General features: G+C 44.8%; 16 protein-coding genes and 5 tRNA genes. 9 read left to right on the top strand and 12 right to left on the bottom strand.

The window, feature by feature from the left end; all coding sequences use genetic code 11:
- Window positions 1–72: 72 nt before the first annotated feature.
- A complete protein-coding gene (locus DQX04_RS03415) occupies window positions 73–951 on the bottom strand; it encodes a DMT family transporter (RefSeq protein ID WP_111914430.1) in 879 nt (292 codons plus the stop codon).
- A gap of 99 nt (window positions 952–1050) precedes the next feature.
- On the opposite strand from DQX04_RS03415, the gene DQX04_RS03410 reads away from it, so the two are divergent.
- Window positions 1051–2280 (top strand): FAD-dependent monooxygenase, encoded by a 1230-nt coding sequence (locus DQX04_RS03410; RefSeq protein ID WP_126266335.1) that lies wholly within the window; start codon window positions 1051–1053, stop codon window positions 2278–2280.
- Between the two features lie 9 nt (window positions 2281–2289).
- Here DQX04_RS03410 and DQX04_RS03405 read toward each other — a convergent pair.
- From DQX04_RS03405 to DQX04_RS03375, 7 genes are all read right to left on the bottom strand, one after another.
- Window positions 2290–2374 (bottom strand) — tRNA-Leu (locus DQX04_RS03405).
- Window positions 2375–2399: 25 nt separating this feature from the next.
- Window positions 2400–2474 (bottom strand) — tRNA-Gln (locus DQX04_RS03400).
- 26 nt (window positions 2475–2500) lie between these two features.
- Window positions 2501–2575 (bottom strand) — tRNA-Gln (locus DQX04_RS03395).
- Between the two features lie 14 nt (window positions 2576–2589).
- Window positions 2590–2674: transfer RNA gene (locus tag DQX04_RS03390), tRNA-Leu, on the bottom strand.
- Between the two features lie 12 nt (window positions 2675–2686).
- Window positions 2687–2763: transfer RNA gene (locus tag DQX04_RS03385), tRNA-Met, on the bottom strand.
- Window positions 2764–2905: 142 nt separating this feature from the next.
- Window positions 2906–3577, bottom strand: a complete 672-nt coding sequence (locus DQX04_RS03380; RefSeq protein ID WP_111914426.1) for an SDR family oxidoreductase — start codon at window positions 3575–3577, stop codon at window positions 2906–2908.
- A gap of 7 nt (window positions 3578–3584) precedes the next feature.
- Window positions 3585–4964, bottom strand: coding sequence for an aspartate ammonia-lyase (locus tag DQX04_RS03375; RefSeq protein WP_111914424.1), 1380 nt, complete (start codon window positions 4962–4964; stop codon window positions 3585–3587).
- Window positions 4965–5086: 122 nt separating this feature from the next.
- Between DQX04_RS03375 and DQX04_RS03370 the strand changes: the two genes are divergently transcribed.
- The 4 genes from DQX04_RS03370 to DQX04_RS03355 are packed head-to-tail and all read left to right on the top strand — an operon-like array spanning window position 5087 to window position 9388.
- Window positions 5087–5773, top strand: a complete 687-nt coding sequence (locus tag DQX04_RS03370; RefSeq protein WP_111914422.1) for a methylamine utilization protein — start codon at window positions 5087–5089, stop codon at window positions 5771–5773.
- A complete protein-coding gene (locus DQX04_RS03365) occupies window positions 5760–8090 on the top strand; it encodes a bifunctional diguanylate cyclase/phosphodiesterase (protein ID WP_111914421.1) in 2331 nt (776 codons plus the stop codon). Before DQX04_RS03370 ends, DQX04_RS03365 begins: the two co-directional genes overlap by 14 nt.
- Window positions 8091–8114: 24 nt before the next feature.
- Complete coding sequence (locus tag DQX04_RS03360; protein WP_111914419.1) at window positions 8115–8963, top strand: DUF3034 family protein; 849 nt, start codon at window positions 8115–8117, stop codon at window positions 8961–8963.
- An 8-nt stretch (window positions 8964–8971) separates the two neighbouring features.
- Window positions 8972–9388, top strand: a complete 417-nt coding sequence (locus DQX04_RS03355; protein WP_111914418.1) for a group 1 truncated hemoglobin — start codon at window positions 8972–8974, stop codon at window positions 9386–9388.
- A gap of 62 nt (window positions 9389–9450) precedes the next feature.
- Here DQX04_RS03355 and ychF read toward each other — a convergent pair whose 3' ends face one another.
- The 3 genes from ychF to DQX04_RS03340 are packed head-to-tail and all read right to left on the bottom strand — an operon-like array spanning window position 9451 to window position 11836.
- Window positions 9451–10542 (bottom strand): redox-regulated ATPase YchF, encoded by a 1092-nt coding sequence (gene ychF, locus DQX04_RS03350; RefSeq protein ID WP_111914416.1) that lies wholly within the window; start codon window positions 10540–10542, stop codon window positions 9451–9453.
- A gap of 23 nt (window positions 10543–10565) precedes the next feature.
- On the bottom strand, window positions 10566–11156 hold the full coding sequence (pth, locus tag DQX04_RS03345; protein ID WP_111914414.1) for an aminoacyl-tRNA hydrolase: 591 nt from the start codon (window positions 11154–11156) through the stop codon (window positions 10566–10568).
- Window positions 11157–11170: 14 nt separating this feature from the next.
- Window positions 11171–11836 carry a 50S ribosomal protein L25/general stress protein Ctc gene (locus tag DQX04_RS03340; protein WP_111914412.1) on the bottom strand — a complete coding sequence of 222 codons (666 nt, stop codon included), beginning with the start codon at window positions 11834–11836 and terminating at the stop codon, window positions 11171–11173.
- A 268-nt stretch (window positions 11837–12104) separates the two neighbouring features.
- Between DQX04_RS03340 and DQX04_RS03335 the strand changes: the two genes are divergently transcribed.
- From DQX04_RS03335 to tmpT, 4 genes are read left to right on the top strand one after another with little or no spacing between them, the layout of a single operon-like run.
- Window positions 12105–12626, top strand: a complete 522-nt coding sequence (locus tag DQX04_RS03335; protein WP_111914410.1) for a hypothetical protein — start codon at window positions 12105–12107, stop codon at window positions 12624–12626.
- Window positions 12627–12653: 27 nt separating this feature from the next.
- Window positions 12654–13478 (top strand): DUF817 domain-containing protein, encoded by an 825-nt coding sequence (locus DQX04_RS03330; protein ID WP_111914408.1) that lies wholly within the window; start codon window positions 12654–12656, stop codon window positions 13476–13478.
- Window positions 13462–13920, top strand: coding sequence for a hypothetical protein (locus DQX04_RS03325; protein ID WP_126266334.1), 459 nt, complete (start codon window positions 13462–13464; stop codon window positions 13918–13920). Before DQX04_RS03330 ends, DQX04_RS03325 begins: the two co-directional genes overlap by 17 nt.
- Entirely contained in the window at window positions 13917–14549 is a 633-nt protein-coding gene (tmpT, locus tag DQX04_RS03320; RefSeq protein WP_111914406.1) for a thiopurine S-methyltransferase, read from the top strand. The genes DQX04_RS03325 and tmpT overlap by 4 nt, the downstream gene beginning before the upstream one ends.
- A gap of 12 nt (window positions 14550–14561) precedes the next feature.
- Here tmpT and DQX04_RS03315 read toward each other — a convergent pair whose 3' ends face one another.
- The gene (locus DQX04_RS03315; protein WP_111914404.1) at window positions 14562–15485 is read right to left on the bottom strand and encodes a calcium/sodium antiporter; all 924 of its coding nucleotides are present in this window, start codon (window positions 15483–15485) and stop codon (window positions 14562–14564) included.
- Window positions 15486–15497 lie beyond the last annotated feature (12 nt).

The following is a 15497-nucleotide window of genomic DNA, read 5'->3' as shown; positions in this document are numbered from 1 at the left end:
AGGGCGTGTATTTTACTCCGATCTTAATGCAGATGCTACCGTTGTAACGTGGATTCGGTGATTGGCTGAATATTAAGGCGTTGGGTCTTCTAAAACGGTGCGTTTTTGGCGCTTCAGCGCGAAGTAACCCGCGATAAATATAAGCACTGTACCCAAAATCATTTCATGGGTAATTGCTTCACCCCAAACCCAGTATCCCAATAAAGCAGCAAAGATAACCGAGCTATAGGTGAATACACCAACTTTTGACGGTGACGCCAAACCAAACCCTTTGGTCATTGCGAGTTGGCCCGCCACAGCGAGCACTCCGATACCCACGATTCCGGGCCAAGCTTCAACAGGAACGGGTTGCCAACGTAGCATCATGGGTAAAGCTGATAAGAGCGTGGCTAAAAACGAGAAATAAAAGACTATTTTACTGGAAGACTCGGTCACCGAAAGCTTTCGAATGACTGTTTTCGTAAACGCGGCGAAACAGGCTGCGATAAGTGCAACGAACACCATAGGATGAATTGCTTGCTGCCACGGAGAGAGAAATATAATCGCCCCGGAAAAACCGATTGCAATTGCCATAATGACTTGCAGTGTAATCGACTCTTTTAACCAAAAGTGGCTAATTACTGGAATGATAAAAGGCGCCATAAGAAGAACTAGCGTTGCTTGCGCCAATGGAATGGTTGCGATAACCCAAAAGAAAAGGTACATCGCGGCTATGCCTAAGCAAGCGCGTAAAATATGCAAGCCTGGTTGTTGAGTTTTAAAAGCGTCGCCACGCTTTTTCAGAATCCAAGGTAATAAGATAATAAGCGCAAACAAATTTCTAAAAAATACCAAGTGCTCGTAGGGCAGCAATTGCGATGTATGCTTAACCAATGCACTCACACCTGCAAAACACATTTCTGCCAACAGAACGAGGGCAGACGCAATGAAAAGAGGTGACTTGATAGGCATAAAACTTCTGGCTCGTTAGCAAGTAATTCGAGCCATGTAGCTTATCATATAGGGTGAATTGCGGCATAATAAAACGCTTACAAGACAAGGAATAAAGCTTTGCAATCGAGAATACAAACATCCGTGTTAGTTGTTGGTGCCGGTATGGTTGGAGGCGCTTTAGCGATTGGGCTAGCGAAGAAAGGGTACGACGTAACTGTGCTCGACCCTAACTTTACCAGAGCCTGGAGCGCTGCCAGCGACTACGACCTTCGAATTTCTGCGGTAACGGCAGACAACATTGAGTTACTGCAAAGTCTTGGTGTTTGGCCTGAGATTGCAAAGTGTCGTGCAAATCCTTTCTTTCAACTCGCGGTAACCGATAGTTCGGAAAACTGGTTAGAGTTTGGAGACTCGGAGGAAGGTAATCATCCGCTGGGCTATATGATTGAGAATTCTGTATTGCAATATGCAGTTTTCCAACAACTTCAACAATATCCCAATATTCAATTACTCGAGGCAGGTTTACAGTCTATCGACTTCAATAATAGGGTGGTTAAGGCTGAAACAAAGGCTTCACCGGAAGGTGGGGATGAGTCGCATTATGAGGTTGAATTTGAACATTTGCTAGGCTGCGATGGTGCAAATTCAAAAGTTCGTGAGCAAAGTGGTATTGGTGTATCGGGAAAGCAATACAAAGACGCTTGTTTGTTGGTTAATGTGAAAACTGAAAAGCCGGTGGCGAAGCGGACTTGGGAGAAATTTAGCGCGGATGAAATTCATGCGCTGCTCCCTTTGGACCCGAATCACGCTTGTTTAATCGTGTATGCGAATAAAGAAACAATTTCGAATTGGTCGAGCTCGAAAGATCAATTGGCTGAGCATTTGAACAGTCGCTTCGAAAGTATTGGACCTTTTAGCGTCGAAAGTTACGGACACTTTCCTTTGCAAAGGCAGAGTGCTAATCGGTACGGCATTGCGCCGGTTACGCAAAACTCAGAGTTAAAAACACCTTTTATAGCTTTGTTCGGAGATGCCGCACATACCATACATCCACTTGCAGGGCAGGGTGTGAACCTAGGTTTCAGAGACGTTGAATGCTTTTTACAGCAAGTCGACAAATTTGGCTTTAGTCAGCAAGCTCAAGCTCGATATGAAAAGCAGCGTAGGCTCGACAATGAATTCATGGCGCACAGCCTCGAATGGGTCGGCTGGGGAATGCGTTCTGAAAATAAAGCACTTAAGCGAGTGCGAGCTTTCGGTTTGAATATTTTAGGTAGACTGCCGGGAATGCAATACGCGTTGTCTGCATATGCTAGCCGAGCTTGGAAAGTATCAACGAAAGGTTAATGTCTTGAATGGTGCGGACGGAGAGACTTGAACTCTCACGCCGTGAGGCACTGGAACCTAAATCCAGCGTGTCTACCAATTCCACCACGTCCGCAATTCAAAGGTAGTTCTTTTAGGTTTGGCTGGGGTACCAGGATTCGAACCTGGGAATGGCGGGATCAAAACCCGCTGCCTTGCCGCTTGGCTATACCCCATCAGACCATAGCGAGAGGAAGAAGAGTGGCTGGGGTACCAGGATTCGAACCTGGGAATGGCGGGATCAAAACCCGCTGCCTTGCCGCTTGGCTATACCCCAACAGCTCAGAAACTTGGTGCGGACGGAGAGACTTGAACTCTCACGCCGTGAGGCACTGGAACCTAAATCCAGCGTGTCTACCAATTCCACCACGTCCGCATCGTTTTGTTTTGGTGGCTACGGCGGGATTCGAACCTGCGACCCCATCATTATGAGTGATGTGCTCTAACCAACTGAGCTACGTAGCCATCAATGTTTTGTTTCTGTGCACCTCAGCGCGGCGCGTATTATGCGAATCCACGCCGCTACCGTCAATACTTTTTCACAAAAAAACCGTGTTTCTTTTACTAATTGGTCAAAAAAACACAGGATTGCACAAAAGTCGTGCAATTAGAATGGTAGAACTTCGCCATTGCTATGCCAAAACGTTCCGGTGTTATCGATGTTTAACTCTTCGATACGTTGAATAAGCCGTTCAGCAGCTGTGTCCGCACTTATGTCGCCGGCATGGTTCACCATGTCGGTTTGTACGAATCCTGGGTGTAGAAGCGCAACAGCAATACCTTCACCATGTAAATCTCTCGCTAATGAAACGCCAGCAGCATTCAATGCTGCTTTCGACATGCGGTAGCCGTAGTAGTTACCACTACCATTGTCGGTCATTGAGCCCATACGGCTGGTAATAAGCGCCACTTTGGAGCCTTTAGTTAAATGCTTTTTAAGGGCGATGGTCAGGGTTAGTGGGGCGAGTGCATTCACTTTAAACTGCTGAGTAATAGCTTCAGGAGCTGCATTTTCAATCGACTCGCGGGTTAAAATGCCAGCGTTTTGAATCAGTACGTCCAACTGCGTTGTGCCTAGCGCTTCGTGAATTAACGTTGCGGCGTTGTCTGCTGTTACGTCTACGCCAGAAATAATATTGACGTTGGCATTGCTTGCAAGAGACTGCAACTGTTCAGACGGCTGCCGGCAAACGGCCCAAAGCGTGTGACCCTTTTCGCTAAGTTGGCGCGTAAGTGAAAATCCAATGCCACGGTTTGTGCCTGTAATGAGAATATTCAAAACCAGTTTACTCCTGTTGTGGTTGGGTTAAATTTTTAGGATCAAGAAGAGACTCTAACTCTGCTTTAGAAATATCTGTTTGGCGCGCCGCAACATCGATTATAGGCTCACCTGTTTTGTATGCTTCTTTGGCTATTTCTGCTGCTTTGTTATAGCCCACTCTAGAATTCAATGCGGTTACCAATATTGGGTTCTTCGCTACGGTTTTATCAAGTTGTTTCTCGTTGAACGTTAAGCTAGCAATACATTGGTCGGCTAGGCTAATAGCGCTGTTCGTCATTAATTCGATGCTTTGCAATAAGTTATATGCAATCACAGGCAGCATTACGTTCAATTGAAACGAACCTGATTGACCGGCGACGTTTATCGTAGTTTGATTGCCAAAAACCTGAGCACACGCCATTGCAACGCTCTCTGGAATTACAGGGTTAACTTTCCCTGGCATAATGCTCGAGCCTGGCTGCAACGCCTTTAAAGATGCTTCTCCTAAACCAGAAAGAGGGCCGCTATTCATCCAACGCAGATCGTTACTTATTTTCATAAGTGCTGTAGCTAAAGAACTGGTGATGCCGGCTGTTGCGACCGCAATGTCTTGTCCGGCAATTTGGCTAAATGGATTATGCGTCGGTGTGTAAGGGCATTCAGTAAATTCTGATAGTGATCTACAAAACTCTTCCCGAAATTGAGGGTGCGCGTTAATGCCTGTGCCAATTGCAGTACCACCTTGTGGAAGAGCTCGTAATTGGGGAAGCATTTGTTCGAAGCGCTGCTCTGCAGACTCTATTTGGGCTGCCCATGCGCGTAACTCTTGAGCGACTGTCATCGGCATGGCGTCCATTAAGTGTGTTCGCCCCGTTTTAACCAAGGTCTCATTTTCTGAAGCTCGTTTTTCAATGATCTCTCTTAAATGACTTAGCGCGGGTAGTAGCTTTCGTGTAATTCTGCGGGATGCACTTAGTTGAATTGCAGTAGGTATGACATCGTTACTACTTTGCCCCATATTTACGTCGTCATTGGGGTGAATGGTTAAGCCTGAGGCTCTACTGGCAAGTGTGGCAAGCACTTCATTAACGTTCATGTTTGTACTGGTGCCAGAACCCGTTTGGAAAACATCTACCGGAAATTGCGATTGCCAACGACCCTCGAATACTTCAAGCGCAGCTTGCATAATGGCGTCGGCTTTCTCACTGTCGAGTACACCCAGCTTACTGTTGGCTTCAGCAGCACAATACTTAATTAAGGCAACAGCTCGAATGAAAGCAAAGGGAAGTTGCAACTCACTTATGTTGTGATTGTTCAGCGCGCGCTGAGTTTGCGCGCCATATAGAGCGTCTGAAGGAACCTCTACTTCGCCCATGCTGTCTTTTTCCGTTCTAAACTCACGCATTTGTACTCTCCATTAAGGGTTCACTCTTACTATGGTGGTGACAGTTCTTACAATTTTCAACGTAAATTACGTTTGCTATTTGTTCTATTCAGCGCAACTATAGGTAGGAAAAGGGGGAAAGTATGCTATTTCGACAACAATATACTCTGGCTTTTACTGCATTTAGTGCTGTTTGCTTGCTAATTGCTGCTACCGCTCAGGCCGGAGAAGTCTTGATTAAGGACGAGCGAGGCGAGCCTTTGCAGGGCGCTGTTTTAGTTCAGTTCCAAAGTGAATCAGACAGTGCGTCGCGCGAACCCCAGGTTCATATTATGGACCAGGTTAATCGCCAGTTCGCTCCCCAACAAATCGTGATTCGTAATGGCGACTTTGTAAATTTTCCAAACAGCGATAATGTAAGACATCACGTTTATTCTTTCTCAAGTGCAAAAACATTTGAATTAGAGCTATATCGTGCAGGTACTGCAGAAGATATGGAGTTCCCAACACAAGGTATTGTTGTGGTGGGGTGTAACATCCACGACCAAATGCGCGGACATATAGTAGTTTCTGGCTCAGACTTAACCGCTACAAGTGATGAAAACGGGACACTAACATTTAATGATGAATGGACCGGGTTAGGTGATTGGTATGTGTTCCACCCTTGGATGTCTGACCAAGGACTTGAACCTATAGCGGTAGACTTGTCATCATGGTCACAAACCGATGGACAGAGTGAATATATGATTCCAGTGACACGGCCTCGAAGAGACAGAGGCTCTGAGCTAGAGAACAGATTCCGTAGGAGAGGCACGGGTGGCGGCTATTAGTTTTCGAGCGAAGCTCTTACTTTTTATAAGTGGTTTAGTTGTTGCTTCGCTCTCTGTAGTCATCGTTGCGATTGTATTGACCACCAATTCAACGGTAAACCGTAACATCGATCGTGAACTTGGTGTTGCCGAGCGTGTGTTTACCCAGCTTTTGGAAATTAGAGAAAGTCAGTTAAACCAGTCAGCTACTGTTCTTGCAGACGACTTCGGTTTTCGCCAAGCCGTCGCCACAGGTGACGAAAATACGATTCTATCTGTACTGGTCAATCACGGTCAGCGTGTTGCTGCGGATCTGATTACCTTAATCTCTCCTTCCGGAGAAATTGTGGTCTCAACTCATGAGATTGCAGCCCCTGAAACACTTATGACTATGAGTACTACAGACCGAGAAACCGACTTTGGGCTGATCGTGGCTGAAGGGGAGATATACCAACTCGTGGTTGTGCCTGTTCGAGCGCCTCATTTAATTGGTTATGTCGTGCTTGGCTTTGTCGTTGATGACTCATTGGCGACACAGTTGTACCAGCTTACCAATACTCAAATTACCTTTGTTGCTCGCTTCGAGGAAAGAGAACCTATTGTTGTTTCTTCTTCTTCACAGCTTATGGAATCAGGGTTTAGTGCGGCTGTGGCAACAGAATCACAAGTTCATAATTTCCTCTCAGAAAATGAATTGCGCGGTAACTGGATTACCCTGGAAGGTTCGCAAACTTTAGAGGGTATTCAAAAGAAAGACTTAAGTGTGCTTATATCTGCTTCGGTTAAAGAAGCAGCCGCACCGTTTTCTGCACTTCGTTCTAATCTTATAGCTATTGCTTTGGTTACGCTTACGTTATCTACGCTACTTGCCATGCTGATCGGTAATCAGGTGGTAGAGCCGGTCCGAATGTTGGCGAATGTTGCTAAGCGTATCGCTGGGGGGCGCTATGACCAGCGTGTAGAAGTTTCAAAACAAGATGAAATAGGTCAATTAGCCAATAGCTTTAATAAAATGCAGTCAGCGATTTCGGAACGTGAAGCGCGAATCTCTCACCAATCATTTCATGATTTACTTACCGACTTGCCGAACCGACGTTTCTTGAACGAAAAAATAGATGAAAATATCCAGAAAAATAATGGATTCGTAATTGCCGTACTTAATTTAGATAACTTCAGCCGGTTAAACGATATGTTTGGCCAGACGATTTGCGACCAGTTATTAGTGCGCTTGGCAGAGCGGCTGAAGAACCAGTGCGAAGATTTGATGTGGCCATCGCACTTACACGGTGATGAATTCGTAGTTCTAATTCCTGAAGAAAATTACCAAGGGGTAGAACAAATTCGAGACATGTTGGCCTTCTTTAACCAACCCTACGACCTCGAGCAAGTAACATACAACCTGCAGGTTTCAGCTGGAATTGTGCAATACCCACAAGGTGGGGAAGACATTGATATATTGCTTCGTAGAGCTCAATTTGCACGCCTGCGCGCTCGGGAGAATAAGTCGTCTATTGGGGTGTTTGAACTTGGTGATGACGAACCTCACATGCGTAAGTTACAAGTAGCAGCTGCCCTTAGAGACATTACCGAAAGTGGCCAGCTGTCACTCGCTTATCAGCCTCAACTGGACATTCAGTCCAAGAAAATTCATGGCGTAGAAGCTTTAATTCGGTGGATTCATCCTGAATTAGGTTTTGTCAGCCCTGTTGAGTTTATTCCGCTAGCAGAACAGAGTGGTGACATCACTCGCATTTCCTATTGGGTTATTCACGAGGCAGCTCGGCAAGTTGCGCAGTGGGCAGAGAAAGGCCACCATTTGAATATATCAATTAACCTTTCTGCAGCCGATTTAATCGACGAAGGACTGATCGAACACATTATGAGTTGCGTTAACCAATACAAGCTTAAAGCTGAAAACTTCACCTTTGAGGTTACTGAAAGCTTAGTTATGGTTGACCCTGAACGGTCGATCCAAAGGCTGAATGCATTAAAACAAGCGGGAATGGGGGTGGCTATTGATGATTACGGTACAGGGTATTCGTCACTTTCCCAGATGAGAAGTTTACCTGCCGATGAGCTTAAAGTTGACCGAGCCTTTGTTATGGAGATCGACACCAATCAAGACGATCAAACCATAGTTCAGTCGACTATCGATTTAGCTCATCGACTGAATATGCGTGTAGTAGCAGAGGGTGTAGAAGAACAGTCTGGTTGGGCGCAGTTGGGTAAGTTTAATTGTGATATTTTGCAAGGCTATTATATTGCTAAGCCAATGAAAGGTGAAGATTTTACGAGTTGGTTAGAAGCGTTTGACTATGATCAGATAGCACCAAAGTAAGCGCTTAGGATACAGAGGATAAGTATGAAAAAGAGCATGTTAGGCGCACTAGGCGTTTGTTTATTTGCAACAGGCATAGCAAGTGCACACGCCAGTGGCGGTAAGCTATTAGCAACTGGTGGCGTAACCTCAATTGAGGGCGCAGCAGGTGGCGGCTTAACGCCTTGGGCTTTACTCAGTAGTTACGCCGAAGAAGGAGAGTGGGGCGGTACCGCTGCAATGAGCCAAGCCAATGTTAGCGACTTTAGGCTTGACCTAACCGCAGCTAGCGTGAATTACAGTAATAGAATAGAGCTTTCCGTGGCACAGCAAACGTTTGATTTGCCGGAGGTAATTGGTGGGGAACTCGAGCAAACCATTTATGGAGCGAAATACCGTGTTTTGGGTGACGTTATATATGGCAACTACCCTCAAGTTTCGGTAGGAGTTCAATATAAAGAGAACACGCGAGCCGCTTTACCTACAGCTGTTGGTTCGCAAAGAGATTCAGACTACGACGTTTATGTTGCTGCGAGCAGAGCGTGGCTTAACGGCCCGTTTAATCGCACATGGCTAGCCAATGCAGCGGTACGTGCAACAAGAGCTAATGAAATTGGCTTGTTGGGATTTGGCGGTGATTTAGAAGACGACCATCAATGGGTTGCAGAAGTTTCTGCTGGCGTGTTTCTTCATAGGTCATTAGTTGTGGGTGCTGAGTATCGACAAAAGCCAGACAACTTAAGTTTTGCTTCTGAAAGCGACTGGACATCGGTATTTGTAGCATGGTTTCCTTCGAAATCTTTGGCACTTACCGGGGCTTATGTAGATTTAGGCGAAATTGCTGGTTTGAGCGGACAAGATGGGCTGTATCTTAGCCTTCAAGGAAGTTTCTAGGAGGTTTCATGAAATATTTGAACGGTTTTATTTTCGTTTTTGTGTTGGCTTTAAGTGCACCTGCCGCTAAAGCCGAGTCTTTATATCAACAGTTAGGTGAGCAACAGGGTATTTCTGCGTTAGTGGAGCAAATGCTTTTTAATATCGCTGACGACCGCCGTATTAGGCATCATTTTGAAGGTAGTGATTTGTCGCGTGTGCATGAAATGCTTACCGAACAGATTTGCGACCTCAGTGGTGGTCCTTGTACCTACTCTGGTGAAGACATGGAAACTTCGCACAGTGGAATGGGGGTAACTCGCTCAGACTTTAATGCGCTAGTGGAGAACCTGCAGTTGGCTATGGACGACTTAGATGTGCCAACCGGCACACAAAACCAATTGCTAGCTTTACTGGCTCCTATGCACCATGAAATCGTTGAATAAAACGGTATAAGCAATAAAAAAGCCACCCTGAGGTGGCTTTTTTATTAGGTGAAGCGCTTTGCTTAAACGTTAAAGCGGAAGTGAATCACATCGCCGTCTTTAACAATATATTCTTTACCTTCCAAGCGCCATTTTCCTGCGTCTTTAGCGCCTTGCTCACCGTTGTTGCTGATGTAGTCGTCGTAACCTACGATCTCAGCACGAATAAAACCTTTTTCGAAGTCTGTGTGAATACGTCCTGCAGCTTGTGGGGCAGTTGAGTTTTTCTTCACAGTCCACGCGCGAACTTCCTTTTGTCCAGCAGTGAAGTATGTGTGTAGATCAAGTAGCTCGTAACCTGCGCGAATCACTCGGTTTAGGCCTGGCTCTTCAAGGTTCATGGTTTCCAAGAACTCTACTTTCTCTTCGTCTTCAAGCTCTGCAATTTCAGACTCAATTGCAGCACAAACTGGTACTACAATGGCGTTTTCGCTAGCAGCAATTTCTTCTACTTTTGCCAAGTAAGGATTATTTTCAAAACCATCTTCGCTGACGTTGCAAATATACATGGTTGGCTTAAGGGTCAGTAGGTTATATGAGCGAATTGTTTTACGATCGTCGTCTGACAACTCAACCGAGCGCGCCATATTACCTTCAGAAAGAGCTGGTAGTAGTTTCTCTAATACAGCAATTTCTGCTTTCGCTTGCTTGTCTCCACCTTTTGCTTTTTTACCTAAACGGTGAAGCGCCTTTTCAACAGAGTCTAAGTCGGCTAACGCAAGTTCAGTGTTAATGGTGTCGATGTCTTCTTGCGGATCTACTTTTCCAGCGACGTGAACGATATTCTCGTCTTCGAAACAGCGTACAACGTGACCAATAGCATCTGTTTCGCGAATATTAGCGAGGAACTGGTTGCCGAGACCTTCGCCTTTTGAAGCGCCTTTTACCAAACCAGCAATGTCCACAAATTCCATCGTTGTAGGAATTACCTTTTGTGGATTAACAATAGCTGAAAGCTTGTCTAGGCGGGTATCTGGAACCGCTACTACGCCGGTGTTCGGCTCGATCGTACAGAAAGGAAAGTTTGCCGCATCAATACCTGCTTGTGTTAATGCGTTGAATAAAGTTGATTTACCTACATTCGGCAAACCTACGATGCCACATTTAAATCCCATAACACTTTCCTTCTCAGTAATACTTATTCATGTCGTGACGAGTGCAGTGATTGTTTTGCTTCTAACAAGCGGCCCTGCAATAAGTCAGGTACTACACGCACTGCGTCATCAATAATTGCATCTATAATATTTCGTTCCGCTTCAGGTGGCTTGCCTAGTACGTAGCCAGTCACTTTGTCTTTGTGACCTGGATGACCTATACCGATGCGTAAACGATGAAAATCTTTTTGGTTACCTAGAACCGAAATGATGTCGCGCAAACCATTATGGCCACCATGTCCACCACCTTGCTTCAATTTAGCAACGCCAGGAGGAAGGTCGAGTTCGTCGTGAACGACCAATATTTGATGAGGCTCTAATTTATAAAATTGCGCTAAAGGACCCACAGACTGTCCGCTGCGATTCATAAATGTTTGTGGCATTAAGAGGCGAACGTCAGGGTACGGGGAGGGTAGGCGCGCTACCAGCCCTTTATATTTACTGTCGGCTGTTAAACTAACAGAAAAGTAATTTGCTAAGGACTCTATGAACCAAAACCCGGCATTGTGCCGGGTTTTGTCATATTCGGGGCCTGGATTACCCAAGCCCACGATGAGTCGAATGTCGTTGGACATCCTAAACGACTCGCTTACTCAGATTTGTCTTCGTCAGCGCTTGAGTCGCTTGCTGCGTCAGAAGCTTCTGAAGACTCATCTGCGTCTTCGTCAGTTTCTGCTTCAACTTTAGGTGCAGCAATAGTTACGACTACTTGGTCGTGATCTTCACCACGGGTAAGCTCTAGAAGAGTTACACCTTTAGGAAGTTTAAGATCAGTCAAGTGTACGTTGTCACCGATTTCCATGCCGTCTAGATCAATTTCTAGATACTCTGGAAGATCTTTTGGTAAACAGCTGATTTCAACGTCGTTCAAGTTGTGAACCACAACACCACCAGCTTTCTTCACGCTTTCTTCATTCAAGAAATGAAGTGGGATATTTGTGTGAAGCTCTTCTTTCGCACTTACGCGTTGGAAGTCTAGGTGAGTAAGCTTTGGCTTGTACGGGTGACGTTGAATGTCTTTCAAGATAGCTTGGTGCTTCTTGCCGTCGATAGTCAAAGTTAAGATGTGGCTGTAGAAACCTTCGTGGTCTGCAGCGTTGTTCACTTTGTCGTGATCAAGAGTGATAGATACAGCGTCTTTGTTTCCGCCGTATAAAATCGCTGGAACTTTACCCTCGCGACGTAGGCGGCGGCTCGCACCTTTACCCATATCGCTACGGAGTTCAGCGTTAAATTCATAAGTTGGTGAACTCATAATAATACTTCTCCAAAAGAAAATGATGTTGATTTCCGCGACCAGAAATCAACAGGAAGCCCTTTTTCAGGGGCGGCGCATTTTAGCACTATGGCACTGGCCGCGCAACGACCTATAACCTTATATTTATTTTCTAATTGAGCCTGGTCGTTTATTGTATAGTAAGTTTGGATTTGCAAAGTATGAACCGTTCGGGAATAGTGAGCCTGCTGCAAGGCGTATGTTCATGGACAGAATCTTAAGGCAATAATTTTAAAGGACTTTATTCGTGACAAAATCAAAATGGTATAAAAATCCTGAAATGCTAATAGCGCTTTCGGCACTCTTCATCGGTTTTCTTACTGCTATTATTTCCATCTACTCCGCAGCTATTGACCGCCAATATGCGCGAGCCGCTGTCTGGCCTAAATTGGAGATTTTCAGAAGCTTCAGTGCGCACTCATTTAGTTATAGCGTTTCAAACCGAGGCACCGGCCCTGCAATAATTAAATACGCGATCGTAAAAGCTGACACACAATACATAGAGAGATGGTCGGATTTAGATGCCTTCTCTTCCAATGTTAGGCAATCTCATATCAGCACGACAACAATGTCTTCTGGGCAAACTATTAAAGCTATTGAATATTCTGGTGAGTTAGCCTCTAGCGGTATAGCCGAGGTCGACGCCACTTTGTCTATAGAGCTTTGCTATTGCTCTATTTATGATGAGTGTTGGCTTGTTGATAGAACGAATGAGAATAGACCTGTCTCGCAATGTGACGCTACTATTGAGCATGGTTTTGAGCAGTAACGATCAACGAGTTCAAGCAATAATATTATGAACATAAAAACAATCATTCACGAATTCTGGCTTTTTGGCTTAAAACAAGCGAATGCCTGTATCTTCGGTGGCTTTCTACTGGGTGTCATGATCGTTACTAATTATTGGTATCCGATTGAAAGCCTACACCGCTACGACTTCATTTTTCTCGCTGCAATCGCGTTTCAGTTGTTTCTTCTTATTTTTAGACTTGAAACGCCGCGCGAAGCCTTGGTCATTATCGTATTTCATATTGTCGCTACGGTAATGGAGTTGTTCAAAACATCAGACAGCATAGGCTCTTGGGTGTACCCGGAAGAGTTCATCTTTGGCATTGCTAATGTGCCTTTATTTACGGGTTTTATGTACAGCGCTGTGGGAAGTTACATAGCCCGAGTTTGGCGTATTTTCGAGTTTGAGTATTCCCACTACCCGAATAAAGCCGCAACTATCGTGCTGGTTGCTTTAATCTATATGAACTTCTTCACCCATCACTACATTTGGGACTTACGTTGGCTCTTGTTGGCCTTTACTGTGTTCTTGTTTTATCGCACGCATATTTACTTCAAAATTATTAAAACTCACCGCAATATGCCACTTCTGTTAGGCTGGTTTCTGGTTGCTTTGTTTATTTGGATAGCCGAGAACATTGCTACATTTACGAATATCTGGATTTATCCGAATCAGACAGAGCAGTGGGAAATGGTGTCGTTTTCTAAATTGAGCTCTTGGTACTTGTTAATGCTGTTAAGTTTTGTACTGGTGTCGTTGATAAATCAGATTCAAATTCGCCGAGTACTGGGTGCCAAAGCTATTGGGGATAATAGTGAACCTGCAGCTTAGACAATCAAGGAAGCAAAACATCATCGACCGTATTTACCGTATGGTATGGCAAGTGCTTTTGGGGTTAATTCCTCTGCTTGTACTGAGCGTTATTCTGAACGGAAAAGTAGATGACAGCCTAATTACCATGATTGCAGTGTTGACTGGAATTTGGCTTGTAGGTGTACCGCTTTGGATGATGTTTTACAATCGTGGAAATGTTGCAGTACTAGAGTATGGATTAGATGTTGATGATGTTCAGATTAGGTACACCTACTATGACATGGTAACCGCTGTAGATTGGGACAATTATAACGGATTTGAAATATCACTTTTTTGGCCAAAAAGAATAAAGATTATGGCTAAAGAAGGTAAAACTATTGAGTTGAGTTATTACACGTTTTCGGCGGAGCAACGCAAACAAATCTTTCGAGTATTGTCGGAACAACGAGAGAAATTATGAAAGCAGAATTTTGGCACAACCGTTGGAAAAATCGTGAAATTGGTTTTCACTTAAACGAAGTTAATCCATATCTCATTCAATACTTCGACACATTAGCTATAACTCGAGGCGGACGGCTGCTTGTGCCCCTTTGTGGCAAAACCCATGATATTGGATGGTTATTAAAGCAAGGTTACAGCGTAATAGGAGCAGAACTGAGTGAGCAAGCCATTAAAGAGCTGTTCGAGAACTTAGGACTAAATCCAGCAATCGAACCATCGAAAAGTGGGTTGTGGTATCGTGCTCAAAATATTGATGTCTGGGTTGGTGATATTTTCGATTTGAGTGTTGCGGATATTGGCCGAGTTGATGCGATTTATGATAGGGCAGCATTAGTGGCATTGCCAGAAGACATGAGAACACGTTATGCAGGACACTTAGTCAACTTAACTCAGAAAGCACCTCAGCTGTTGATCACGTTTGAGTATGACCAACAAAAAATGGAAGGACCACCTTTTTCTGTGGGTTCAGACAGAATCTCGAAACTGTACCGCGAACATTACAGTAGCAAGCTTTTGCAAAGAGAGCCGCTTGAAGGTGGTTTAAGAGGCAGTGTTGATGCTCAAACCGTAGTTTGGCTGCTTAGGTAATCCAGCTCAGCGTTATCCATACTTTGAAAAACTCAGGGTCACGTAGGTTACATAGGCGAGCAGAAGTAGGCTTGCTTCCGCTCGTGATAGCTTCCTACCCGTATAGAGAAAAACCATAAGCACTGCTGTTGTTGCTAATAATACCCATTGGTCAAACTGCAGGATTCTTTCGTTTATAGACAGAGGCTTTACGACGGCAGAGATGCCAAGAATACCGAGTAGATTAAATATATTACTACCAAGAACGTTGCCAATCGCAACATCGGTGTGCCTGCGGAGTGCCGCTATTACACTGATGGATAGCTCAGGTAATGACGTGCCAATAGCAACTAGAGTTAAACCGATTACGGCTTCAGACACTTGAAAGTGCTCAGCAATATTAACTGCGCCTTTCAACAAGGACTGGGAACCCAGTATCAGTAGCACCAAACCTACGATGCTGACACTTATAGTCCAACCTATACTCCTGATATTTTTCGGTTCTTCTGACTTTGGTTCCTCTGATTCTGTTTGATAAGCATAAATCAGAAATGCAGCGAGTAAGACTATAAATAGAGCACCTGCCAATCTTGAGAACAGGGCGCCCCCAATCAAAATAAAAAGCAATGTTGAAAGTAGGACTGCCGTTCCGTCTCTTTTTAATACAAGAGGCTTCACAGAGAGAGGGCTGATAACCGCACATATCCCAAGAATCAGCAAAATATTGCCAATATTACTACCAATAACATTACCTACGGCAATGTCGGGTTGGCCATTGATTGTTGCATCCAAAGAAACGGCAAGCTCAGGTGCTGATGTTCCGAATCCTACAATAACAAGGCCGGTTAACAGCGGGGAAACATTGAAACGTTGTGCGGTGGCTAAGGCTCCTTTTATCAGGGCCTCGCCTCCCGTAAACAGGAGTGCTATTCCCATCGCAATCAGTAAAATGTCCACTACGGTTCTCCT

It is taken from the genome of Aliidiomarina sp. B3213, from assembly GCF_003290085.1.
Lineage (GTDB): Bacteria > Pseudomonadota > Gammaproteobacteria > Enterobacterales > Alteromonadaceae > Aliidiomarina.
This window is presented reverse-complemented; position numbering and strand designations above follow the sequence as displayed.